General features: G+C 41.4%; 20 protein-coding genes, 1 tRNA gene and 1 pseudogene. 8 read left to right on the top strand and 14 right to left on the bottom strand.

The window, feature by feature from the left end; all coding sequences use genetic code 11:
• Positions 1 to 20: 20 nt before the first annotated feature.
• A complete protein-coding gene (locus BW716_RS21940) occupies positions 21 to 203 on the bottom strand; it encodes a hypothetical protein (RefSeq protein ID WP_083726004.1) in 183 nt (60 codons plus the stop codon).
• Complete coding sequence (locus BW716_RS21945; protein ID WP_083726006.1) at positions 200 to 634, bottom strand: MarR family winged helix-turn-helix transcriptional regulator; 435 nt, start codon at positions 632 to 634, stop codon at positions 200 to 202. Before BW716_RS21945 ends, BW716_RS21940 begins: the two co-directional genes overlap by 4 nt.
• Positions 635 to 736: 102 nt before the next feature.
• Here BW716_RS21945 and BW716_RS21950 point away from each other — a divergent pair, with 102 nt between their 5' ends.
• Positions 737 to 1,576 (top strand): dienelactone hydrolase family protein, encoded by an 840-nt coding sequence (locus BW716_RS21950; RefSeq protein WP_083726008.1) that lies wholly within the window; start codon positions 737 to 739, stop codon positions 1,574 to 1,576.
• A 109-nt stretch (positions 1,577 to 1,685) separates the two neighbouring features.
• On the opposite strand, the gene BW716_RS21955 is transcribed toward BW716_RS21950, so the two are convergent.
• Positions 1,686 to 2,069 carry a DUF6438 domain-containing protein gene (locus BW716_RS21955; RefSeq protein WP_083726010.1) on the bottom strand — a complete coding sequence of 128 codons (384 nt, stop codon included), beginning with the start codon at positions 2,067 to 2,069 and terminating at the stop codon, positions 1,686 to 1,688.
• Positions 2,070 to 2,167: 98 nt separating this feature from the next.
• On the opposite strand from BW716_RS21955, the gene BW716_RS21960 reads away from it, so the two are divergent.
• On the top strand, positions 2,168 to 3,424 hold the full coding sequence (locus BW716_RS21960; RefSeq protein WP_083726012.1) for a chloride channel protein: 1,257 nt from the start codon (positions 2,168 to 2,170) through the stop codon (positions 3,422 to 3,424).
• Here BW716_RS21960 and BW716_RS21965 read toward each other — a convergent pair.
• Positions 3,421 to 4,707 (bottom strand): hypothetical protein, encoded by a 1,287-nt coding sequence (locus BW716_RS21965; protein ID WP_083726014.1) that lies wholly within the window; start codon positions 4,705 to 4,707, stop codon positions 3,421 to 3,423. The genes BW716_RS21960 and BW716_RS21965 overlap by 4 nt on opposite strands.
• Before the next feature lie 150 nt (positions 4,708 to 4,857).
• Here BW716_RS21965 and BW716_RS21970 point away from each other — a divergent pair, with 150 nt between their 5' ends.
• The gene (locus BW716_RS21970) at positions 4,858 to 5,640 is read left to right on the top strand and encodes a glycoside hydrolase family 16 protein (protein WP_235643925.1); all 783 of its coding nucleotides are present in this window, start codon (positions 4,858 to 4,860) and stop codon (positions 5,638 to 5,640) included.
• Between the two features lie 89 nt (positions 5,641 to 5,729).
• Here the strand turns inward: BW716_RS21970 and BW716_RS21975 are convergent, their stop codons facing one another.
• Entirely contained in the window at positions 5,730 to 7,526 is a 1,797-nt protein-coding gene (locus BW716_RS21975) for a long-chain fatty acid--CoA ligase (RefSeq protein WP_235643926.1), read from the bottom strand.
• 92 nt (positions 7,527 to 7,618) lie between these two features.
• Between BW716_RS21975 and BW716_RS21980 the strand changes: the two genes are divergently transcribed.
• The 3 genes from BW716_RS21980 to BW716_RS21990 all read left to right on the top strand — a co-directional run bounded on the left by BW716_RS21980 (position 7,619) and on the right by BW716_RS21990 (position 9,659).
• Positions 7,619 to 7,690: transfer RNA gene (locus BW716_RS21980), tRNA-Glu, on the top strand.
• Positions 7,691 to 7,867: 177 nt separating this feature from the next.
• Positions 7,868 to 8,875 carry a type IV toxin-antitoxin system AbiEi family antitoxin gene (locus tag BW716_RS21985; RefSeq protein WP_179091222.1) on the top strand — a complete coding sequence of 336 codons (1,008 nt, stop codon included), beginning with the start codon at positions 7,868 to 7,870 and terminating at the stop codon, positions 8,873 to 8,875.
• Positions 8,865 to 9,659 (top strand): nucleotidyl transferase AbiEii/AbiGii toxin family protein, encoded by a 795-nt coding sequence (locus BW716_RS21990; protein WP_083726019.1) that lies wholly within the window; start codon positions 8,865 to 8,867, stop codon positions 9,657 to 9,659. Before BW716_RS21985 ends, BW716_RS21990 begins: the two co-directional genes overlap by 11 nt.
• A gap of 329 nt (positions 9,660 to 9,988) precedes the next feature.
• On the opposite strand, the gene BW716_RS21995 is transcribed toward BW716_RS21990, so the two are convergent.
• A complete protein-coding gene (locus BW716_RS21995; protein ID WP_083726021.1) occupies positions 9,989 to 11,566 on the bottom strand; it encodes a hypothetical protein in 1,578 nt (525 codons plus the stop codon).
• Positions 11,567 to 11,691: 125 nt separating this feature from the next.
• Here BW716_RS21995 and BW716_RS22000 point away from each other — a divergent pair.
• Together BW716_RS22000 and BW716_RS22005 are read left to right on the top strand one after the other, a co-directional pair.
• Positions 11,692 to 11,943 (top strand): annotated as a pseudogene (locus tag BW716_RS22000) (winged helix-turn-helix transcriptional regulator); the annotation flags it as partial.
• A 660-nt stretch (positions 11,944 to 12,603) separates the two neighbouring features.
• Positions 12,604 to 13,410, top strand: coding sequence for an ADP-ribosylglycohydrolase family protein (locus BW716_RS22005; RefSeq protein WP_143708961.1), 807 nt, complete (start codon positions 12,604 to 12,606; stop codon positions 13,408 to 13,410).
• A gap of 634 nt (positions 13,411 to 14,044) precedes the next feature.
• Here the strand turns inward: BW716_RS22005 and BW716_RS22010 are convergent.
• The 8 genes from BW716_RS22010 to BW716_RS22045 all read right to left on the bottom strand — a co-directional run bounded on the left by BW716_RS22010 (position 14,045) and on the right by BW716_RS22045 (position 22,101).
• Entirely contained in the window at positions 14,045 to 14,677 is a 633-nt protein-coding gene (locus BW716_RS22010) for a Crp/Fnr family transcriptional regulator (RefSeq protein WP_083726025.1), read from the bottom strand.
• Positions 14,678 to 14,761: 84 nt separating this feature from the next.
• Complete coding sequence (locus BW716_RS22015) at positions 14,762 to 15,076, bottom strand: rhodanese-like domain-containing protein (RefSeq protein WP_083726027.1); 315 nt, start codon at positions 15,074 to 15,076, stop codon at positions 14,762 to 14,764.
• Between the two features lie 50 nt (positions 15,077 to 15,126).
• Entirely contained in the window at positions 15,127 to 15,315 is a 189-nt protein-coding gene (locus BW716_RS22020) for a DUF2892 domain-containing protein (protein ID WP_083726029.1), read from the bottom strand.
• A gap of 18 nt (positions 15,316 to 15,333) precedes the next feature.
• Complete coding sequence (locus tag BW716_RS22025) at positions 15,334 to 15,642, bottom strand: hypothetical protein (RefSeq protein WP_083726031.1); 309 nt, start codon at positions 15,640 to 15,642, stop codon at positions 15,334 to 15,336.
• Entirely contained in the window at positions 15,639 to 18,851 is a 3,213-nt protein-coding gene (locus BW716_RS22030) for an efflux RND transporter permease subunit (protein WP_083726033.1), read from the bottom strand. The genes BW716_RS22025 and BW716_RS22030 overlap by 4 nt, the downstream gene beginning before the upstream one ends.
• Before the next feature lie 5 nt (positions 18,852 to 18,856).
• Positions 18,857 to 19,963: an efflux RND transporter periplasmic adaptor subunit gene (locus tag BW716_RS22035; RefSeq protein ID WP_083726035.1), complete on the bottom strand. Its 1,107-nt coding sequence runs from the start codon at positions 19,961 to 19,963 to the stop codon at positions 18,857 to 18,859.
• Positions 19,964 to 19,973: 10 nt separating this feature from the next.
• Positions 19,974 to 21,317 carry a TolC family protein gene (locus BW716_RS22040; RefSeq protein ID WP_083726093.1) on the bottom strand — a complete coding sequence of 448 codons (1,344 nt, stop codon included), beginning with the start codon at positions 21,315 to 21,317 and terminating at the stop codon, positions 19,974 to 19,976.
• A gap of 172 nt (positions 21,318 to 21,489) precedes the next feature.
• Positions 21,490 to 22,101: a cytochrome c gene (locus BW716_RS22045; RefSeq protein WP_143708962.1), complete on the bottom strand. Its 612-nt coding sequence runs from the start codon at positions 22,099 to 22,101 to the stop codon at positions 21,490 to 21,492.
• Positions 22,102 to 22,104 lie beyond the last annotated feature (3 nt).

Genomic DNA, 22,104 nt, shown 5'->3' on the forward strand with positions numbered 1-22,104 from the left:
CTATGACGGGGAGCAGTTTATTATTTAATTGAAACCACTATTTTTCCGCGCGTTCTGCCTTCCAGCTGTTGCTCATGAGCCAGTTCCATCTGTGAAAAATCATACAGGTTCAGGCTAGGCTTCCGCATCGCTGTCGGCACAGCCATCAGAAAGTATCCACCACTTAGCGGCAAAGCAGAAAAGCGCATATTTCCAGTAGTCATAATTCTGTCAATACAGAAAGCAGGTCCAGTGCCTTCTTAATCACATCCTTTTCTTCCGTTGTATATTTCTCCGATACCATGAGTGCCAGCCATTCTTCTCTTTCCCTGCGGGATAGTTCTACTTTTTGTTTACCTTGTTTGGTGAGGGAAACCAGTGTTTTGCGACCATCAGATGGGGCGCTTTTCCTGGAGATGTATTTCAGTCCTTCCATCCTGTTCAGTATCTGCGACATGAATTGGGAGGATATGCTGAGCTGTGCACCCAGTTCAGAAGGGAAAGCTTCTTTCTGGATCATGAGGATGCTCAGTACATTGAATTCAGCGATGGATAATTGTTCCGGGTTGCTCATCTGCTTGCGCAATCGCTTATTCATGATTGTCACCAGATTGCGGATACCGTAAGCAATTTCTTCGTCCTGATTATTAAACATATTACTATTAAATTAACTTTGCAAAGTTACTTTGGTATCTTCAAATAAACAAGGGAGATTCCATACCTTGCAACTCCAATTACTCAACTCAAATACTATCAGATGAAATTCACACTCGGAACTCTGCTTGCCATACCTGCAGCTGCGCTCTTCATGACCGCATGTAACAATGGCTCGTCGACCACAGAAACTAAAGACAGCACCAAAACGCCTACCGTACAGGTAACAGATGTTACCATCGAATCAAATGGTGTACCCCTGAACAGTGTTATCGCTTTCAATGATGACACTGCTACAAAGAAACCAGTTATCGTAATAGTACCGGAATGGTGGGGCCTCGATACCCATGTTAAAAACGTAGCACAGCGCCTGGCAGAGCTGGGTTACTTTGCCGTAGGTCTGGATATGTATGGCAATGGCAAACTGGCCGACAATCCTGATTCTGCGAAGGCATGGGCGACACCTTTCTACGCTAATCCTAAATTGGCGTATGAGCGTATTGCTGCTGCTGTAGCAAAAGCAAAGACTTATTCACAGGTGGATACAAGTCGTATTGCTGCTATCGGCTTCTGCTTTGGGGGTAGCTGCGTACTGAATGCGGCTCGCCTGGGTGCGCCACTGAAAAATGTGGTAAGTTTCCACGGAGGTCTGGCTACTTCATTGCCTATCTCTAAAGACCTGTTCACGGCATCTGCCCTGATCTGCCATGGTGGTGCGGACAAATTTGTATCTCCTGAAGAAGTAGCTACATTCAAAAAGCAAATGGATTCTGCAGGTGTGAAATATGTGTTCAAAGAATATCCAAATGCGACACATGCATTTACTAATCCTGCTGCAACAGCAACCGGTAAGAAATTCAATATGCCGATTGAATACAATGCCGCTGCTGATACTGCCAGCTGGAATGATATGAAAGCCTTCCTGGGTGCTGAATTAAAATAGTTGAAGGTGCTGAATTAAAATTATTGAAAAGGGCGGGTTCAAATGACCCGCCCTTTTTATTTCCAGTCCTGCGTAGTCCGAAGGTCGGTGATAAACTGATACAGTACCTCTAGTTGAGGTGTACCCTTTTTCCGTAATCATATATATTTTTCACCTTGCCATCGTGCGGAATGTGCAGTGTGATAGATGCCATATCTGTAATGGGAAGTTTGAATGAATCCTGCAGATTTGCATAGTTCGTTTGTTGTAGCAGGTGCTGCAGTTTTACAAAGTCTTCTTCCTTGATAGTCGCTCCATAGGTTCCCTGCTGATCTTTATTGAACCGGATCGCTTCGTAAGTAGCAGAACGATCCTGGTTAATGGTCATTTTAAATACCGGGCAGGAGCCGAAACACGGACCTGCTTCAACCTGTATCAATTGTCCTGCTGAACCCGGAGTGGTTGTTTTACAGCTGACGAGAACAATTGCCAGCAGCCAGTATATTGCTTTCATATTTGCATGATTATCAATGCTATTTAAAATATTCTATCGACACGAGGTCATTATGCCCTAACTTTGCATCGCCAATTAAGACTTAAAGATCAAATTTCATGCGCGATAAGATTATAAGGGTCAATTACTACAAATTGGTAATTGCCTCGTGTTTTGCTGGTTTACTCTCGGCCATTCTGGCTAGTGTTTTGAAACATATTACAGAGTATTACGAAGACCATTTTTTTGAATCGATCAGACCTTACTCCTTCTTATTTATCGTCTTTCCATTGATCGGCCTGGTGTTGATACATGTGCTACGCAAATATGCTTTCCGGAAGAAACCCAATAAAGGTATTAAAGAGATCTACCTCACCATTGATACCCGTCGCAATGAACTACCTGCATATAAGATCCCTTCACACTTTATCAATGGTTTCCTCACTGTCATCTTTGGTGGTTCTACCGGTGTAGAGGTTTCCACAGTAGTATCAACAGCTACAATTGGTGCGGTGACCAGGCAAAAAGCTGGCATTGCCAACAGGTATAAAACAGAATTGATTTGTGCGGGTGTAGCAGGTGGTTTAACAGCATTGTTCGGTAGCCCATTTGTAGGGTTGCTGTTCGCGCTGGAAGTAATTGCGAAGAAAGTCACTAAAACAATATTGATCAGCACAGGCATTGCCGTATTTATCGGATGGGGCTGGCTTCATTTATTTCATGAACATGCATTGTTTGGATTGAGTGCATTTCCATGGAAATGGCAGGCGGTACCTTATATGATTGGTATGAGTGTGATTGCAGGGGTGATTTCTGTATTCTTTACCAAATCGGTAATTGGTATCAAGCATCGCTTTGCAATTATGAAGAATGAATATGTGCGTATCGGTCTGGGAGCTGCGATAGTAGGTGTGAGTATTTTTATATTCCCTCACCTGTTTGGCGACAGCTATAGTGGTGTGAAAGATATGATTGAACAATCCAGTCACACTCCCCTCTCCTATACATTTGCATGCACGATACTGGGTATTGTTTTGCTGAAACCGATCATCTCTTCAGTAACGCTGGGAGCCGGTGGTGATGGTGGGGTATTTGCACCAAGTATTGTGATAGGTGCTTTGCTGGGGCTACTGGTAGCGCTGACATGTAACCAGTTTTTCCACACGCAGCTGGTGGTAAGCAACTTTATCATCCTGGGTATTGCAGCTGTATTAAGCGGCGCCATACATGCACCACTTACTTCATCTTCCCTGGCAGTACGTTTATCAGGCAGCTTCATACTGACTTTCCCTATTCTGTTAGCCAGTATGGTAGCTCGTTATACTGCCGGGAAAATATATCCTTACACTGTTTATAGCTATAAGGATCAACATTAATAACCATAGCCTAACTGATCGGAACGTCGCTCACCCAATACGCGGTAATCCATCCGTTCCAGGGCTTCAGATACTTTAGGTCTGTCTTTATAAATGGATTTGTGCCCGTAATTGTATATCGCCAATCCAATGTGGAAAATGAAGCCACAATAGACTACGACCCTCAGGACTTTCAGCGCCACTGCCTTTTTCGAGATCAGCCATTCATAGCAATAGAAGGAATAGATCATGGGCAGTGGCAACAGTAAATAAAAGGTGTGTGAAGAAGGCCCTTTTATTGAAAAGAAAAAGCTCACAAACAGTAACCCGTAAGAGAAGATATTCAGCCAGCGCACCTTTTTCCACTCCTCATTCTCAGTCTTTATAAAGAATCCAATAATCAACAGCCCCACCTGCAGGAAGCCGATTACCAACAGGAATACGATAAATGGAATCATCCAGTATTGGGTATGAAAGATCACATCCTTGTCTGTAGAATCGCCTAGTACATAAGGGATTTCGTAAGTGGCAAATGACAGGTAACGTAGTAATATCGTGAGGATATTGCTGAAATTCCCCCAGTTGATCACCACATTCTCCCCTACCTTACCCGCCAACGGGTCCGGATGTAACCAGGTAGGTATCAGGGTGAGTAACCCGATCACACCTCCCAGGATATAGAAAAGAATGACTTTTTTATTGGCTGTCTTCATCGTAAACGCCATCGCCGCCAGGCTATATGGCACCATCAATACCCATGACATATGCAGTTGCATGATGAAGGTAGTCGTGATTCCCATCGTGAAGTATGCCAGGCCGGGTTTCATGAGCTTTTCCGTATAAATGGGTAATAATTCCAGTACGGCAATGAAAAACGGAATGGAAAAGACCAGTACATACGATGGGTTGACCACCCTGGTGCTATAATACAAAGTCCAGGGAGTGGTCATACACAGGATCCAGACGAGCCAGTCCGGCACGCCTTTCACCCTTTTAGTCACATACCAACCAAGCAGACATAGGCTACTAAACGACAGGATGTTTAACATAATCGTAGGCAGTTCCGGCAACTTTCCGAGGTAAAATGGAAGGCTCACCAGCAGCCCTTGCAGGGCACCGGGGATCTGAGTGTGGGTATATACTACATCTGGTCCGTAGGTAGGCCACGTACCGGTAGTGTAAGATTTTAACCCAATCAGGTAGATCTGCAGTTCATCTGCAAACCAAAATTCCGCACATAGACCGTATATCAACCTGAACATAAATAAACCTGCCAGAAGCAGATACAATTTCTTTTTCTCCATTTGTTATAAAGGGTAGGGCGCAAAACTAATATGGATGATGATAGGGATTTGTTAAAAATTTCTTGATTTCGCATCAAAGTAACACATTTCTACGATGTCATTATATAGACCATATTAAAAAACCACTTTTCCTCATCAAAATAAACCATCATGAAGTACACATTCATGACACTGGCTGTAGCAATGATCGCTTTCACCAGCTGTAGTAAAGAATCTACCCAACAGGCAGCAACTCCTGCCACGGAAACCTCCGCTGCCAGAGCAAGCGCTGCGGCTTCCACGATTACGTTCAGTGGATATACCTGGACGGTAAGAACAGAATCCGGCACCTCAGGCCCGGGCCCCAATTACTGGAGCAATAGTTCCAGTAATGTATGGGTAGACAGCAATGGCTTTCTCCATCTCAAAATCAGGAAAGATGCCAGTACTGGCAGATGGCTTTGTTCAGAAGTGTATACCAATCAGTCATTTGGGTATGGCACCTATGTATGGCAGGTAGAAGGTAGAGTTGACTCTCTGGACAGAAATATCGTTTTTGGATTGTTTAATTACAAATCCGGAGATGATGGGCACCATGAGATGGATATTGAGTTTGCCCGCTGGGGGAACAATGCATGGCCTAATTATAACTATACTGTGTATCCGCAAACAGGTAGTGGCAGTGCATCTTATACGGCTGAGCTGAAGCTGAATGGTACTTATAGTACTTATCGGTTTGTGCGGAACAGCAGCAGTGTGTCTTTTTCCGGTTTTCATGGTCATACACAGGCGGCGGCAAATGCCTTTTTTCCATGGACAACACCATCAGGGTATAATGTGAGTACGGTAGCGATGCCAGTACATATGAATCTCTGGCTGTTTGATGGCAATGCGCCGTCAAATGCTAAGGAAGTGGAACTGATCGTCCATTCATTCACATTTACAGCGCTTTAGTAGTAATAGGATCAAAACCAGGGCCGGCCTTCAGACAGCCGGCCCATTTATTAGTTCGTTTCTTTGCACGCCACCCAATCTCTTCTGATTTACTTTTGTACATTATAGATCTCTTCTATCACCTCTTTGTACTTTTCCAACACCACTTTTCTCTTCAAACTCATTTTAGGTGTCATCTCTCCTCCTTCCACACTCCACTCATCAGGCAACAGTGCAAACTTTCTCACCTGCTCCACATGGTTAAACCTCGAATTATACCCTTCTATCACATCATTGTATTTTTCTAACACTTTAGGTTCCTTAATGGCCGCTTCATGGGTGGTAAAATTGATACCCTGCTGCTGCATCCATTGCTTTAAGTATGGAAAAGCCGGCACAATGAGGGCACTCACAAACTTCCTGTCTGCCCCTATCACCATCATCTGTTCGATGAAGGGATCTTCCTTACATTTATTTTCTATCGGCTGAGGGGCCACATATTTACCCCCGCTTGTCTTGAACAGTTCTTTTTTACGGTCGGTGATCTTCAGGTATTTTCCTTCCTGAAGGATACCGATATCGCCGGTTAGTAACCAGCCATCTTTTACCACCTCTGCGGTCAGGTCTGGTCTTTTATAGTAACCCACCATCACAGAATCGCCTTTCACGCAGATTTCCCCATCTTCTGCCAGTTTCACACTAAGACCTTCCAAAACAGGGCCTACAGTGCCAAATATGACCTCTTTCCGGGTATTTACGCTGATCACGGGACTATTCTCGGTAGGTCCGTAACCTTCGTAAACGGGTATTTTAGCCGCCCAGAAGATGCGTAGCAGCTTTTCCTGGCAGGCAGCGCCACCCGTTACGATGAAATCTATCTTACCACCCAGGGCAGCTCGCCATTTACTAAAAATGAGTTTATCGGCCAGTGCGAGCTGCAGGTTGTACCAGGCGCCTCCGCTTTTGACATTGTCATAGCGGGTAGCCAGGTTCACCGCCCAGAAGAATAAAGTTTTTTTGATACCGGTCAGTTTATTACCGGTAGCGAGGATCTTATCATATACCTTTTCCAGAAGACGCGGTACGGTAGTAAATCCGTCCGGTTGTATTTCCCGCAGGTTGTCAGCTATGGTATCCAGACTTTCAGCGTAGTAAATGCTGGTGCCACTGTAGAAGTAGATATAGGTAACGCATTTCTCGAAAATATGGTTCAGCGGAAGGAAGCTCAGTGCCTTTTTAGCAGGATCGTCATAAAAAGGGAACGAGACCTTGCCCATAAAGGCATCACTCACAATATTGTGATGACTCAGCATCACACCTTTTGGCGTACCGGTGGTACCCGACGTATAGATGATAGTAGCCAGTTGTTGGGGCGATATGCCTGCTTTCACTTCCTGCACTTTTTGCAGCAGTTCGGGCGTGGCCATATCTGTGACGGCCGACCAATGTGATACATCAGGCACTTCGTCTAACGTATAGATACCTTTCAGAAACGACAATTGCGGTCGAATGCTGTTGATCTTGTCATACAATTCCTGGTTGCCAATGAAAATGTACTTCACTTCGGCATCATTGAGGATAAATTCCAGTTCCAGAAGGCTGGTAGTGGGATAGAGCGGTACAAGTATCGCTCCTGTTTGCTGAACGGCCAGATCGGTAAAGATCCATTCTGGTCGGTTCGAGCTGATAATGGCAATTTTGTCTGCTTTGGCAGCGGAACCATCATTGCCACTAACGCCCAGTTGCAGTAACCCGGCACTGAATCTATCAGCGATTTCTCTTACAAAAGCAGTGCTGTAGCGGGTCCAGGTGCCATTCACCTTGGCGGCCAGCATGTCTTCCTTAGGAAATTTTTCGAGTTGATAATCTACGGCATCGAACAGCCTATCCTTACGTGAATGCATCATAAACGTGAAAATGCGAAAATACACCCGACTTTTTTGAAATAAATTTTGAAATATTCAATAATTGACTACCTTTGCAATCCCAATCGCGAAATGCCGCGTTGGTCAATCGGCTAAGACGCCTCCCTTTCACGGAGGAATGACGGGTTCGACTCCCGTACGCGGTACAAGAAAAAGGTTGCTCAATGAGCAACCTTTTTTATTTTAATCGTTTTCAAGATATTGTGCTTCTCTTTCAGTAACAAATTGGCAGCCTGCTTTTTATACATTTTCACAAATGCATAAAATAATTTGACAACTCACCGCATGTTCATTAAATTTGATTNNAATCAAATTTAATGAACATGATAAAGGAACATACATTATTAAAGGAGACGATATCTAATTTCAGTAAGATAACTGGGGGGAAGATAAGACGAACTCTGCCTGCTAATCCTTTTGCTGATGCCAATATTGAAATGACTCTGGGTAATCAAAGCCACTTTTTTTTTATCGAAACTAAAAATGAAATTCGTCAAACCCATATACCCGATATCATTGAGAAATTCAGTCGGGAGCAGAACAAATGGTTACTAGTGGCAAAATATATTCCTGGTCCGCAGAAGGAAAGATTAAAAGCTGCATCAATAAACTATCTTGAGGCAGCAGGTAATTGCTATATTAATGTCGAAAATTTATTCATCTATATAAACGATAAGGAAGTTACGCCCAGCAGGCAAACAGATACCAGCAAGTTATGGAGCGCTCCTGGATTGAAATATTTATCGATAATGTTATCACAGAGCATACATCTAAATGCTCCTTACAGACAAATTGCTAAGGCAGCGGGAATCGCGTTAGGTAACATAGGACCGCTACAGGAAGAACTAAAACAGGAAGGTTATATACAGAGTTCTGATCAATCCCCCCAGTTATTGAATAAAGAAAAATTGATCCAGCGATGGGTTGAATTATTTCATGTGGTATTAAAGCCTAAACTGACAAAAGGTAGATTCCGCTTTATGCGCGAGCAGCAACAAAAAAACTGGAAAGATATACCGGTTAATGGTTTTAAGTGGGGAGGGGAACCCGGAGCAGATCTACTAGTAAATTATCTGGAGCCACAAACATTTGCAATTTATACATCTAAGACAACAAATGAAATCGTAAAACAAATAAAAATAATTCCTGACCCGGAAGGGAACATAGAAGTATATGAACAATATTGGGATGAAGCTTTACTAAAAGATTACAGCATTCCTGAAGAGGTAGCCCTTCCAATCATTGTTTATGCTGAACTGATGGCAGGAACGGACAGCCGCAGTTGGGAAATAGCCGCACGTATCAAAAATAAATATTTATATGGAAAGTAATATTATACTACCTGTCGTGCTGGAACTACTCACTAAAGCAGAAAAAATATTTAAACAATTTGGTGTTGAATTTTATCTGGTGGGAGCTTTGGCAAGGGACATTCATTTATCGGCGAATCCCGCTTTCGCACCACAAAGGAAAACAAAAGATGTAGATATTGCCATATTAGTTTCAGATGAAGACCAATTTTATGCGATTAAAGAAGCAATGACTAATAGTGGAGACTTTTTACCCCATGAAACCGAAACTATTAAATTAATATTTAAGCATAGTATTGAAATAGACCTTTTACCATTTGGTGACATTGAAAATGAATTAAGAGAAACACAGCTACATAAGCCCCGGCTATTTGTAATAGACGTACCTGGGTTTTCTGAAGCATATGTCGATATTGAAGAAGTTGAATTGGGAAATAACGTGAAGCTAAAAGTATGCTCTCTTGAAGCACTTGTTCTGCTTAAAATCATTGCCAATGACAACAAACCAGAACGTACAAAAGACATTACTGATATAGAGCATATTATTTCTGTTTATTTTAACCTTCATGATGAAATAATATATCAGGAAAAAGCCGATGTATTGGATCTTTACGACACAAATGACAATAATTATTTAAAATTAGTAAGCGCAAGAATAATAGGTCACTATATAGGTGATATATTGACCAATTCCTTTGCACTGCGGAACCATGTTATAGAAATTCTTCGAAAAAGAGCCACAATCCCGTATTATCATGAAATCGAAGATGGGATATTAGACTCCATGGGTATGTCGATCAATTGATAAAATGTAATAGAGGGAATCCAACTCTATACTTACCCATAAGCCCAAATCTGAAATTACTCAATTGCTGGAAGCATTTAAAATGAATAAAGCTCAATAATATTCAAAATAAAGCGCGAAAAATTAGTCTATTGAGCTTAAAGAACTATTAGCTTGAGCTTTAAAAGACAAGGTTTTTCCATAAAATACTCAACAGAATTTGCAAATCAGCCAGATAATAGTTCGACTTCCGTCCCCTTCCCCGTACAATAAAAAGGGAACATCCAATGATGGTCCCTTTTTTATTATTATATACATTATGCTTACCGAGCTTAAGCAACATTTCCGAATTAAGCTTGCGTACCAACTACTGTGCCATCTGTATCAGATGTTGGTCTTCCATTTTTGATTCTTAATCTTCCATTTGCATCTACCCAAAAAAAGTAATTACCTAATATTAATTTCCCTTTATTATACCCCTGATCAGGAATACCAACATCCATATTTTCATTCAGTATAAATACATCCTTTTCAACACCAGCACCTGCGGATACATAAAAACGTTGCCCTAATTGATCAGAGTAACTCCCCCTGACATATTTGACACCTGCCCTATATGAAGCATTCACATCATTGACAGCGGTAAACCCACAATCAGAATAAGCAGTTCCCGCAATTGATCCGGAGGGAAGACCATAACCGATGGTACGATGATTACCCAATGCAATAGTAGCTCCGGCAACATTGGCAATACCTGTCGCCGATCCAGAAAAAGTATTACCGAAGACCTGGGAAGATGAATCTGTTACCAGGCCTCCATTTAGGTTGATATAATAATTACTGGATACAATAATATTCTTGCCGGAGAAAGAGAATGCACTACCGGAAGTAACAGTCGCACCTGCCTGAACCTGATTCCCTACTATTGAGGCACCTGTCAAATTAACAGTTCCGCCTATGCCAATGAATCCATTTACACCCCGTGCAGCAATCCAGTTACCATGGACCACTAAGTTTTGCCCATTTGACTGAAAGATCCCATAAGTACTGCAAAAATCAAAGACATTGCCTATAAGGGAGATCTGCGTGCCTGCGAGAATATTGACAGCTGCATCGGCAAACACAGTGATACATTCAGTAATCAGAATACCTTCAGACTTGTAACCCCCTGTAGGATGAGGAGTGGAGGAAAAATAAAATGCATTGTCACAATAACCTAACATTGACTGTGAAATGGTATTATTTACACAATAAGAAAAACTGAAAATATTACCTGTGTATCCTGTAATATCATTATCCACCCGAATCATACTAAAGTGACTTTCCTTCATATCGTAACAATCAAATACAATAGTAAAGGTACTGCCTGTCTGTATATTACGGAACTTGTGACGAATACCTGAAATTCTGAAGACAGTTGCTGTCGTAACCGATGCCTCTTTTTTAGAAACATTCAAGTCATGAATATCAGCTGTATTTATAATGTTAATGGCGACATCAGCATTCCCAATACATACCAGCGAAGAGCCTTGTCCATCGATTGTTAATATCCTGTTGCCCAGTTCAATAGCAGAAATATAATATGTACCGGCAGGAAATACAATTGAGCCTGTTTGACTTACAGGAACTGCATTGATAGTACTCGAAATAGCAGCGGTGTCATCCTGGGGATTATTGGTATTTGTATATCCCCAGGCACCAAACCAACGAACATTTAATGGTACAGTGATAATCCTTTTCCACCTACCTGTACTTACACTGGTTACAGCTACAATAGTGCCTCCGTTGGCAGTTTCTGTGGAACTGCTATCCCAATAAAATTCACCACCTCCGTCATCGCCGGAATTATGATAGCCCCCAAGAGTGGCTTGCTCACCTGCCGTAGTGCCAGGAGTTGCGCTTAAAACAGCGAAAGTTTCAAAAAACATTATAAATAATTTTAGTTAACAAAAATTTTATTGAAGGTAATGGGGGAGCACGTATTAGATTTGCGTAATAAAGTGAGGAGTTCAATGGTTGGCACTGTACAAAGATGTAAACGGCATCATTACGGTCACTGGAAAAAGACGGAGTAATAGTGCGAAAATTATACGCGGAAGTACCTCCACGCGTGGAATATGAGTTGACCGCCCTGGGTAATAGTCTTGTTCCCTATATAGAAAGTCTGGCAGATTGGGCTTTAAAAATAAAGAGACTATTACAAAACGCCGAAAGATGCACTCAAAGCATCCACAGCAAAACAAAAATTAAGTTAATAAGCCAGAAACCCGGTTTATCCTACTCATTTTACTGTTCCATTATTTAATTTGAATTGAATACAACTACTTAGCTTTCAACCATAAATGTTCATCAAAAGAATAACCACCGATTTGTCCAACCCATTGTACACTCATTATAAAGCCTTGTAAATGAGGATTTCGGTTCTATTGTTATCTGTCATTTTATACATTTTTCATGATTAAAGCTTACATACCTTCTAAAAATCCCCCACCCAACAGTTCGACAGTTGTCCGCCCCGTTGTACGAAAGAAAACGGCAACGATACGAAAGTATTGTTGCCGTTTTTGTTTTGGGTGAGTTCTTGCGCCTGTTCGGCGATTTGGAGGAATTCACTTGGTGAATTCCTCTCTTTCCTGAATATTCTATTTACGTATTTTATTCAATGTTTTGCCGTTACATCAAAAATAGAAACCATATACGGAAAATCTAGTTTTGAAATTTGTATATGGAAAAGGTGATTATCATCTCTCTCTAAAGATATAGAGGCAGTTGAACTCTCATTAGTATGATAAAATAACGTCTCAAAAGGTATAACGACAATTTCATTACGCCCCTTCTTCCCCTTTTCAGCTTTGATCTCACATAAGATAGAGAGACTATTTTATTTTCTGTAGTATCAACACTATTAAAATAAATTTTATCTCCTGTATATTGACATCGCACTGTATCAATTATGTGATTGCCTTTGGTACAGATTAGTTTTATCCTGGCAATCTTTAAACTGACAGCTTATAAAAAGGGCGATTATACAGATGATACACAGATGTCACTGGCCAATATGGAACTGCTACTCGCAAAGCAATCTTTTGATATTACAGCAGAGGAATTTGTAAGCGCCTGGCTGCATACATTCAAACGTGATCCTCACGTAGGATATTCAAGACACATGCAAAAACTATTAGCAGAGTGCGAAACTCCGGCAGAGTTTGTGAGCCAGCTTGCACCTTCCAGCAGAACTACCAGCGGTGCAGCAATGCGCGCAGGTGTTTTTGGAGTGATTGAAGATATTGAAGAAGTGAAACGACTGACACTGCTACAGGGCCGTATAACACATAATAACCTCGCAGGGACTACATCTGCATTGGCAGTAGCACTGTCTGTGCATTTTTTGCATCACGGAGGTACTCACCAGCAATTGGAGGCGTTTTTAACTGCGCAGTTAGGCGAAGGATGGGAACAAAATGGTATTGAAAATGATCCCGGAAATGCAATGATGATAGTGACACAAGCCCTCTCTGCATTGAAGAATGCAAAAACGATGGCAGATGTATTTTTGAATGTGGTAAACCAAATAGAAAATTCGGATACAGATACAGTGTGTGCAATAGCCGCAATTATTGCCTCCCGTTGTACTGTTCTCGACGATTATATGCCGGAAACATTGAAGAATGGATTGGAGAATGGAACATATGGAGCCGATTATCTTCGTAAGATTGATATGCAGGTAGAAGCAATTTTTCCTCGGAAAATGCTCTATTATTGCCATCCGTAAAGCTGTTGAAGCTGGTACCCATAACCTGTTTTTACGGAGATCCAGGGCGCACAGTTGATGCAGAAGTCAAAGACCTTACCATCGAATGGAAGTCATAAATGTGAATTGAAAAATCATTTGGAATTTCAACTAAATGACTGAAAAACAAAACATTAACTTAGTTAATACACAATTATTTCCTTGCAAATCGAAAATTTAGCATTAAAACTGCAAGGATGATAATGTGTAATGCACAGTCCGAAATACATCTGTTCCTGGAAGAATTTCCCGCAGTTGCTGTTTTAGGACCAAGACAAATCGGGAAAACAACATTAGCGGAAGAAATGCAACATCTTTTTCTTACGAACCCGTCTATCTCAACCTTGAACGTCCTTCTAACAAAGCAAAATTAAATGCCCCTGAAGCATACTTTGAATTATTCAAAGGGAAATTGATCATTCAAGACGAATTCCTGCAATTTGCTTATATACATAAGGAATCAAAGCCAAGGGCAAGGGTGGTTTTGAAAGGCCCTTCAACCTGGGATCTATGATCATTGTCCAGGCAATGATCAATACTACCTGCTGTGACGCGGGAACCTGCTATGTAAAGAAACGCATTGGATGATGCTATAAAATCGAAAATCCGGTAATACTCAGTTAAACTCCTGTAATAATTTTATTTCATTACGGTACAATAATACCTTGCCATCATTTTCCAGTAGTTTAAGTAACCGGGATACAACCACTCTGGATGTGGCAAGTTCGTCCGCTATCTGATAATGGGAAGCTTTGATAACGTTTGAGCCAGAGAGCCGCTTCTTTTCTTTCAGGTAAGCAATCAGCCGTTCATCAAGCTTAAGGAATGCAATGCTTTCAATAGATTTTAAGAGTTCGGAAAACCGTTCGTTAAAGCTCCGCAGAATGTAATTTTTCCAGCTTGGATATTTGCAAAGCCATTCATCCAGTTTATTATGCGGGATCGCAATGATCACCAGATCGCCTTCAGCAATAGCTTTAACCTCACTCTTCTTCTCTTCAAGGCAACAGCTGTAGGCCATTGAGCAAGTCTCACTACTGGATAGATAGTACAATAGTATTTCATTGCCGTTATCATTCCTTTTAAGGACCTTTAAGGATCCTTTGACAACAAGTGGCATCATACGGATATATTTACCATAATCTATGATAATATCTCCATCTTTAAATGATCGCAGTTCACCAAACTCCTTAATCTCTTCCATTAAGGCAGGTTCAAATACAAAATCTAAACGGGCTGACTCATTCATACACCTAAAGTTAACAGAAATGCGTTAATCCGGAACATTGTATTCTCTGAATAGTGCATCTGTTGAACTTTTCTACTGTGCTTATTATGCCTGGCAATATTTAGCAACATTATTCCAGCTCCCGCCATTGATCACCTGGCTAAATCCATTCTTTTCCAGAATAGACTTAGCCTGACTGCTTCTGCCACCGCTTTGACAAAATACAACGATGCTTTTTTTATCCTTAAATCTGGAAAGCTGCGAAGCTATCTGATCCAGGGGTATATTTACCGAACCCTTCACATGCCCATTGGCAAATTCTGCAGCAGTACGTACGTCCACTAAAAACGCACCATCTTTAATAATTTTCCCCAGATCAATTGCTGGAAAACCACTAAATAATTGTTTGAAAAAATCCATAAAACCAGTTTTAATGAAAACACTTTTGTTATACCCGTTACATTCTACTATTATTGGTTGTTGACACCCAGAGCTTTTAAAATCTTCTCCAGCGGGCAAAAGCCAGTGAATGCAGATTGTAATAAGTTGAGGCCTACGAAAACACCTAACCATAGCCAGTTGGTATTTAAAGTATAAGCTAATGTTATACTTGTCAGGAAAAACGTGCCGGCAACTACACGGACTATTCTTTCTATCATTTTTTAATAATTGTATAATTAAACAGATCTTTCAACGGGCAAAACGAATGCTCTAACCGGAAAGTTTTCTTTAAGATTTTTATTATAATCAACGATAAGCTTCATTCCATGATCAGCTCCGGCTTCGCTCGTAAAAGAGAAGATCATCATTGAATCAATATCTTCACCACCACTGGCAAACCAGTCATCCAGAAGATCAGGAGGTTTATCCTGTTTATGACCAACAATATCAACAGTGCTGAAAACATGAATATTGGCCTGATTAAATATTTTGGATATATCCCCCAGGTACTCTTTCAAAGAGGTTACTACAAATAATTTCATCATTCAGATTTTAAGTTTTTTTTACGCATCATCTTAAAGTATAATAATGGCACTACGATTAATGTCAGGAAAGTAGACGTAATTGTCCCGCCCATTAACGATATGGCTAATCCCTGGAAGATCGGGTCAAACAAAATGATGACCGCTCCCAGCGCCACCGCTCCTGCCGTCAGTAATATCGGAGTGGTACGTACAGCACCTGCTTCAATAATTGCCCGCTTTAAAGGGATCCCTTCTTTCAGCCGGATATTTACGAAGTCAATAAGTAGTATGGAATTTCGCACCATGACACCCGCCAATGCAATAAAACCGATCATAGAGGTGGCCGTGAAATATGCATGCATCATCCAATGCCCCAATACAATCCCAATTAATGACAACGGGATAGCAGCAAGCATCACTAAGGGTACAGTAAAATTCTGAAACCATCCAACAATCAAAATATAGATCATGATGATCACCACAGCGAAAGCAATACCCAGATCACGAAAAACTTCAAAAGTGATCTGCCACTCTCCATCCCATTTCAGGCTGTAGTTATCTTCCAGTTCCGGCTGATGAGTATATTCCTCTTTTAGAGAAAATCCCTTAGGCAACCTGATGCTTTTTAAATGATCTGATACATCTGATATGGCATAAGATGGGCTCTCTAAATCCCCCGCCATATCTGCCAGCACATACACCACTTCCTTCTGATTTTTGCGGTAAATACTTTTGGGTTTTAATTGACGGGTAACATTTACGAGATCCCTTATCGGTACGGCATTGCCCTGCATGCCTATAACTTTCAGGTTTAGTACATCGTCTATATTGCTCTTATCAGGATCACTCAATTGCAGCTTTATGCCTGTTTGAACAAATGCCGCCGGCTGAGATATATTTCCTGCAGACATGCCAGACAATGCAGCATTAACTGTTGCGGCAACCTGCCCGGTAGCTATGCCATAACGCATTGCCTTTTCTTTATCAACTTCTAAATGATACTCCGGCTGGTCTGCTTCTGTCATCCAGTCCACATCTACCACATCATTGGTGGTGCCAAGTATTTTTTTTACCTCGCCGGCGATTCTGATCTGCTCATTATAATCAGGCCCATAAATTTCTGCAACTAGAGTTGATAATACCGGAGGTCCTGGCGGCACTTCCACCACCTTCACATTGGCATTATATTTCCTGGCGATAGATTGTACGGCTCCACGCATTTCTTTAGCAATATCATGGCTCTGGATACTCCTGTTCTTTTTATCTACCAGGTTAATCTGTATATCAGCCACATTATCACCACGGCGCAAATCGTAGTGCCTTACCAGTCCATTAAAACTGATTGGGGCTGAAGTCCCGATATAGGTCTGATAATTTTTAACCATAGGCTGGTGTGCAACATAGCTGGCAATATCTTTCGCTGCAGCCTGCGTTTTTTCAAGCGTCGTACCTTCCGGCATATCTATCACTACCTGGAACTCGTTCTTATTATCAAAAGGCAGCATTTTTACCGCAACGGCTTTAGTATAAAACATAGACAGTGAAGCGAACAGAATCACCACTATACTTAGTATGAACGTCCAGCGTTTCCAGCGGGTTTCCAGTAAAGGATTAATAAAGGAACGATATATTTTATAGATACGGGTTGACTCCAGTAATGGTGCATTGCTATCTTCATGCACCACACCATGTTTTTCTTTCTCACGCAGGAAAATATATCCCAGATAAGGTGTTAATGTAAGTGCAACGATCAGTGATAGTATCATGGCAATAGAGGCTCCTATAGGCATAGGGCTCATATATGGTCCCATCATACCGGATACAAAAGCCATTGGCAGTACTGCTGCAATCACCGTAAAAGTAGCCAGTATCGTTGGATTGCCCACCTCATTAATGGCATAAATGGCGGCCTGTAATGGTGGTAACTTTTTCATTTTAAAGTGACGGTGCATGTTCTCTGCTATAATGATAGAATCATCCACCACAATACCTGTTATAAACACTAACGCGAACAAGGTGATCCTGTTAAGCGTGTAGTGCATAAAATAGTAGGCGAACAAGGTAAGTGCAAAGGTGACAGGTACTGACAAAAACACGACCAGACCACCACGCCATCCCATCGCCAGCATCACAAACACAGTAACCACTACAATAGCGATAAACAAGTGGAACAGCAATTCGCCTACTTTATCCGACGCACTTTCCCCGTAGTTCCGGGTAACAGTTAAATGTACATCACCAGGAAGCAGCTCCTTCTCCAGATGTTTCACCTTGCTCAGGATCTGTTCTGATAATTGCATGGCATCTGCACCTTTTTTCTTGGCAATGGAAAGCGTAACGGCCGGGTAATTGGATTTGAATGTATGAGCGTTTGCAGCATCTGCACTCCCATAACCAAACAATACATACTGTCTGGGCGTTTCGGCATCTTCTACCACTGTTGCAATCTCCTTTAGATAAACGGGGTGCTGTTGATTAATACCCACTACCAGATTACCCACATCATCTGAAGAAGTCAGAAAATTTCCTGTTTCAACTGAAAACGCCGTATCCTTTTGAAGCAACGTACCACCTGCCAACTGCACATTACTTGCCTGCACCTGTTTGCTGACAGATAAAAAATCTACATGGTTTTCTGCCATTCTATTCTTATCCAGCAAAACTTTCACCTCGCTGTTTCGCCCACCAATAATATTGACATCCGAAACGTCATTTATCTTTTTCACCTCATTCGCCAGCTCCTGTCCTATCTGTTTCAACTGGTAATCATCATATTTATCACTCCATAGGGTTAAACCTAATACCGGCACATCATCTATCGCCCTGGTTTTAATCAGAGGCAGCGTAACCCCCTGTGGCATCCTATCCATATTTTTCATAAGCTCACTGTATAATTTCACCAATGAGCGCTCCACATCTTCCCCTACATTAAACTGTACTACCAACATCGCTTGTCCCTGCATTGAAGTGGAATACACATATTCCACTCCTTTAATGTTGGAGACCATTTTTTCCACCGGAATAGCCACTTTCATTTCCACATCTTTGGGTGATGCTCCAGGATAACCAATAAAGATATCGGCCATTGGTACCTGTATCTGTGGCTCTTCTTCACGAGGAATCAAAAAAGTGCTGTAACCGCCAATCAACAAAAAGGCGATCATCAGCAGTATCGTTAATTTCGACTGTATAAAAGCCTTTGCTATATTCCCTGAGAATCCGTTTTTCATCGTTATTATTTTTTTATCTGAACAGCAGCACCGTTAAATAACCGGCCTTCAGCATTAACAATAAACTGTTCGTTTGCAGCTAATCCACTCAGCACTTCCACCAGATTCCCATTTGCTTTTCCCAGCCTCACCCAGCGTAATAGAGCAGTGCTGTTATTACCCACAGTATATAGCCCGGTTAATGCATCTTTATGCTCAATACAGGAAAGCGGTACCATCACCTGATCATTCTTTATCTCACTGGCTGCTGCCACAGGAATAGATACATTGGCATACATGCCTGCATACAAACCCTCTTTTTCATGATCAGGAATTTGCACCTTGATGACGTACTGCCCGCCTGAAAATTCTGAGGACTGACTAATCTGGGAAATTTTCCCATTGATGGTTTTATTCACTGCGCTAACACTAATGATTGCGGCTGATCCCTGACGGATCCGGCTGATGGCATTTTCAGGAACAGCAGCACTTACCTGGTAACTGCCACTTTGTTCCAGCGTTAATATCGGCATACCAGGATTGGCCATGTTGCCTACGTCAGCCAGCTTTTGAGTAACCACACCACTAAAAGGTGCGATTAAACGGGTATAACTCAGGCTTGCGTTTACTTCATTGCGCATCTGTTTTGCACTTTCCAGCCGGGATTTCGCAGATGTATACTGCAGGCTGATATTTTCAAGTTCCTTTGCGGAAGCACTTTGCTGCTTGTATAGATTAGTAAAGCGCTCAAAATCCTTTTGCGCGTTTTTATAGGCAGCATCTGCTTCAGTGATCATTGCATCCGTCTGCGCCCTTTTTGCCAGTATATCCTGATTGCTGATAGTAACCAGCAATTGTCCATTACTCACCTTATCCCCCACTTTTACATTTATCATAGTAATGTAACCCATCACCCTCGTGCTGATACCAGCTGTTTCACCCGCTTCAATCTGACCACTTATATTTAACCCCGATTGTCCTGTCGATGAAGGAGTGGCGACCGTTACGACTATTGCGCTATCTGTGCTTGTTTTATTATCCGTATTCTCATGTGAAGAACATGAGGTTAAGGATAATAATCCAAAACCGATGCATATAAGTGCTATTGTTTTTGAGATGTAAACGCTATTCATTTATGAAAATTTATTTATTAGTGCTTGTGGTTAAAAATTGCAGGTAAGCCAGGGTCACATTAGCAGAGAACTGTGCCTGTGCCAGCAATAATTTTTGTTGCGAAAGTTGCATTTGAGCCAACAATACGTCTGTCGTGTTCACCAGCCCCTGCTCATACCGGTTCTGTATAATGCGTAACGCTTCCGCAGCCTGCTCAACGGATACTTCCCCCCTTCCGGTTTCTGACCGGGCATCAGCCAGGTCACGATAAGCTTTATCCAATTCCAACTGGCTTTGATTCTTTTTATCTTCTAATTGTGTAACTAACTTATCACGTTCCAGCTTTTGGGTAGTGATCGTGTTCTTAGTACGGTTACCATTAAAAATATTCCATGACAATTGCACACCAACGAGATAGGCATTCGCACCAAAACCCACCATACTATTATCATTGTATTGAAAGTTTCCAAATGCATTCAATCTGGGCAGGTATTTCATTTGTGTTGACCTGATCACCAGGTCAGATGCTTCTACCGCTTTTTGCATAGCCATAAAATCTGCTCTTGAAAAAGTAACATCCCGCACGGCATCAGGCATTTGCGGAGCCGTTGTAATGCCATCCGTGATTTTGTATATGGTGCCGGTTTTTTCACCCATCAATAAACTGAGATGGTCAGATGCGTTACGGATATTACTGTTTGCTTTGGTAAGATTACTTGTTATTGTTGCCACCTGTACCTGCGCATTTAATACATCTGATTTTTGAATCAGGCCCTGATCAAAATGATTTTTGGTATAAGTATAAACATCATTGGTTGTCTGCAAAGCCTCTTCCAATACTTTAACAGCTGTATAAGTCAATTGTAACTGCAGGTAAGCTTTTTGCACTTCGAAGGTTAAATACTCCCTGGTTCGCTGTGTTTTATATTGATAAACCTCTGTTTTCTTTTCGGCCCCCCGGCGCTGATACAGCATATCCATATTCAACAGTGGCTGCTGTAATTCCAGTTTGGCCATATAATCCGGTGTAGCAGATGGATGATTCAATGTAGCCGGGTTAAAATCACCTTGTGTTATCGTCCTTTGCTGTAGCTTGAAGCCAAAGGCATTCAGCGGATTGTTCGTGCTCATAGCAGTATAAGAAACATCCACCTGTGGAAGAAAGATCGCTTGTGTTTGCCTATAGTCAGAAGCTGCAATACGTTCATCCAGCAGTGCCAGATGAATATCTTTGTTATTCAACAGGGCCGTTGAGATTGCCTCCGTGAGACTTATATTCCGGGTATTTTCCTGCGCAAATGCGACTGAGAGCAAGCCGTTTGTTCCCATCAACAGGAACAGACTCAATTTTATAATATACGTTGTAGCATTCATTAACTTCCTATTTGCTACAAAAGTACTGGCAGCAAATAAGTAAAACGGTAACATTTGTTACGCAGACGTTATGACAGGTAATTAATATGAATTAAAATGTTGATAAAAAACCTTATAATTGGGCTAAGCATTTATTTTTCAGATTTTACCGGACGATATACGCCAGAAAATTCTATTCTTTTGATTGTTGATACCTTTCGAGGATATCATAAGTTTTAACAACTACCCAGAAGCATAAAACCAGGGCTATAATTATGCCGGCAAGCGATAATAAAACGAATGGAGACTGAAGGTTTAATGGTCGGTGCTCACCTGGAATATCTAAGTAAACTAACTGATGCAAAACACTGCTTTTCCCGGCATACGGCTTATCATCGTTGATTACAGCGGGTAATGCTGGTAAAGCGGCTTGTCTTGCACCTTCATCTTTAATATAGGCAATGATACTTTTGATATCATCATTACTCAAATCCGGATGATTGGGCATGATAGTATTATTGAACTTTTCAAACAATTGAACAGCAACCGGATCTCCTGATTTGATAACAGATTGCGACCCTTGCACAAACTTTATAATCCAGTCTTCTGTATGTCTCTTGTCAACATCTTTTAACGCCGGTCCGGTTACATCTTTTGCTATAGCATGACAAGCAGCGCAACGATTAGTAAATAACTGCTTCCCATGTGTAACATCTGGCTGTGCATCAACATTGCTAAACATAAAGAGCAATAAAATCATAATAAAACCCAATACAAAATATCCTTTGAAAATTCTTTTCTTCATAAT

It is taken from the genome of [Flexibacter] sp. ATCC 35208 (assembly GCF_001975825.1).
Lineage (GTDB): Bacteria > Bacteroidota > Bacteroidia > Chitinophagales > Chitinophagaceae > Chitinophaga.

What these genes read in the sequence shown, in the direction of transcription:
- BW716_RS21975 (WP_235643926.1), bottom strand. Translation starts at nt 7,526, where the DNA reads ATGATGCATTCACGTAAGGATAGGCTGTTCGATGCCGTAGATTATCAA.
- BW716_RS22035 (WP_083726035.1), bottom strand. Translation starts at nt 19,963, where the DNA reads ATGAATAGCGTTTACATCTCAAAAACAATAGCACTTATATGCATCGGT.
- BW716_RS21940 (WP_083726004.1), bottom strand. Translation starts at nt 203, where the DNA reads ATGACTACTGGAAATATGCGCTTTTCTGCTTTGCCGCTAAGTGGTGGA.
- BW716_RS21965 (WP_083726014.1), bottom strand. Translation starts at nt 4,707, where the DNA reads ATGGAGAAAAAGAAATTGTATCTGCTTCTGGCAGGTTTATTTATGTTC.
- BW716_RS22025 (WP_083726031.1), bottom strand. Translation starts at nt 15,642, where the DNA reads ATGATGAAATTATTTGTAGTAACCTCTTTGAAAGAGTACCTGGGGGAT.
- BW716_RS22020 (WP_083726029.1), bottom strand. Translation starts at nt 15,315, where the DNA reads ATGATAGAAAGAATAGTCCGTGTAGTTGCCGGCACGTTTTTCCTGACA.
- BW716_RS21955 (WP_083726010.1), bottom strand. Translation starts at nt 2,069, where the DNA reads ATGAAAGCAATATACTGGCTGCTGGCAATTGTTCTCGTCAGCTGTAAA.
- BW716_RS22015 (WP_083726027.1), bottom strand. Translation starts at nt 15,076, where the DNA reads ATGGATTTTTTCAAACAATTATTTAGTGGTTTTCCAGCAATTGATCTG.
- BW716_RS21945 (WP_083726006.1), bottom strand. Translation starts at nt 634, where the DNA reads ATGTTTAATAATCAGGACGAAGAAATTGCTTACGGTATCCGCAATCTG.
- BW716_RS22010 (WP_083726025.1), bottom strand. Translation starts at nt 14,677, where the DNA reads ATGAATGAGTCAGCCCGTTTAGATTTTGTATTTGAACCTGCCTTAATG.
- BW716_RS22045 (WP_143708962.1), bottom strand. Translation starts at nt 22,101, where the DNA reads ATGAAGAAAAGAATTTTCAAAGGATATTTTGTATTGGGTTTTATTATG.
- BW716_RS21995 (WP_083726021.1), bottom strand. Translation starts at nt 11,566, where the DNA reads ATGTTTTTTGAAACTTTCGCTGTTTTAAGCGCAACTCCTGGCACTACG.
- BW716_RS21960 (WP_083726012.1), top strand. Translation starts at nt 2,168, where the DNA reads ATGCGCGATAAGATTATAAGGGTCAATTACTACAAATTGGTAATTGCC.
- BW716_RS21970 (WP_235643925.1), top strand. Translation starts at nt 4,858, where the DNA reads ATGAAGTACACATTCATGACACTGGCTGTAGCAATGATCGCTTTCACC.
- BW716_RS22040 (WP_083726093.1), bottom strand. Translation starts at nt 21,317, where the DNA reads ATGAATGCTACAACGTATATTATAAAATTGAGTCTGTTCCTGTTGATG.
- BW716_RS21950 (WP_083726008.1), top strand. Translation starts at nt 737, where the DNA reads ATGAAATTCACACTCGGAACTCTGCTTGCCATACCTGCAGCTGCGCTC.
- BW716_RS21985 (WP_179091222.1), top strand. Translation starts at nt 7,868, where the DNA reads ATGATAAAGGAACATACATTATTAAAGGAGACGATATCTAATTTCAGT.
- BW716_RS21990 (WP_083726019.1), top strand. Translation starts at nt 8,865, where the DNA reads ATGGAAAGTAATATTATACTACCTGTCGTGCTGGAACTACTCACTAAA.
- BW716_RS22030 (WP_083726033.1), bottom strand. Translation starts at nt 18,851, where the DNA reads ATGAAAAACGGATTCTCAGGGAATATAGCAAAGGCTTTTATACAGTCG.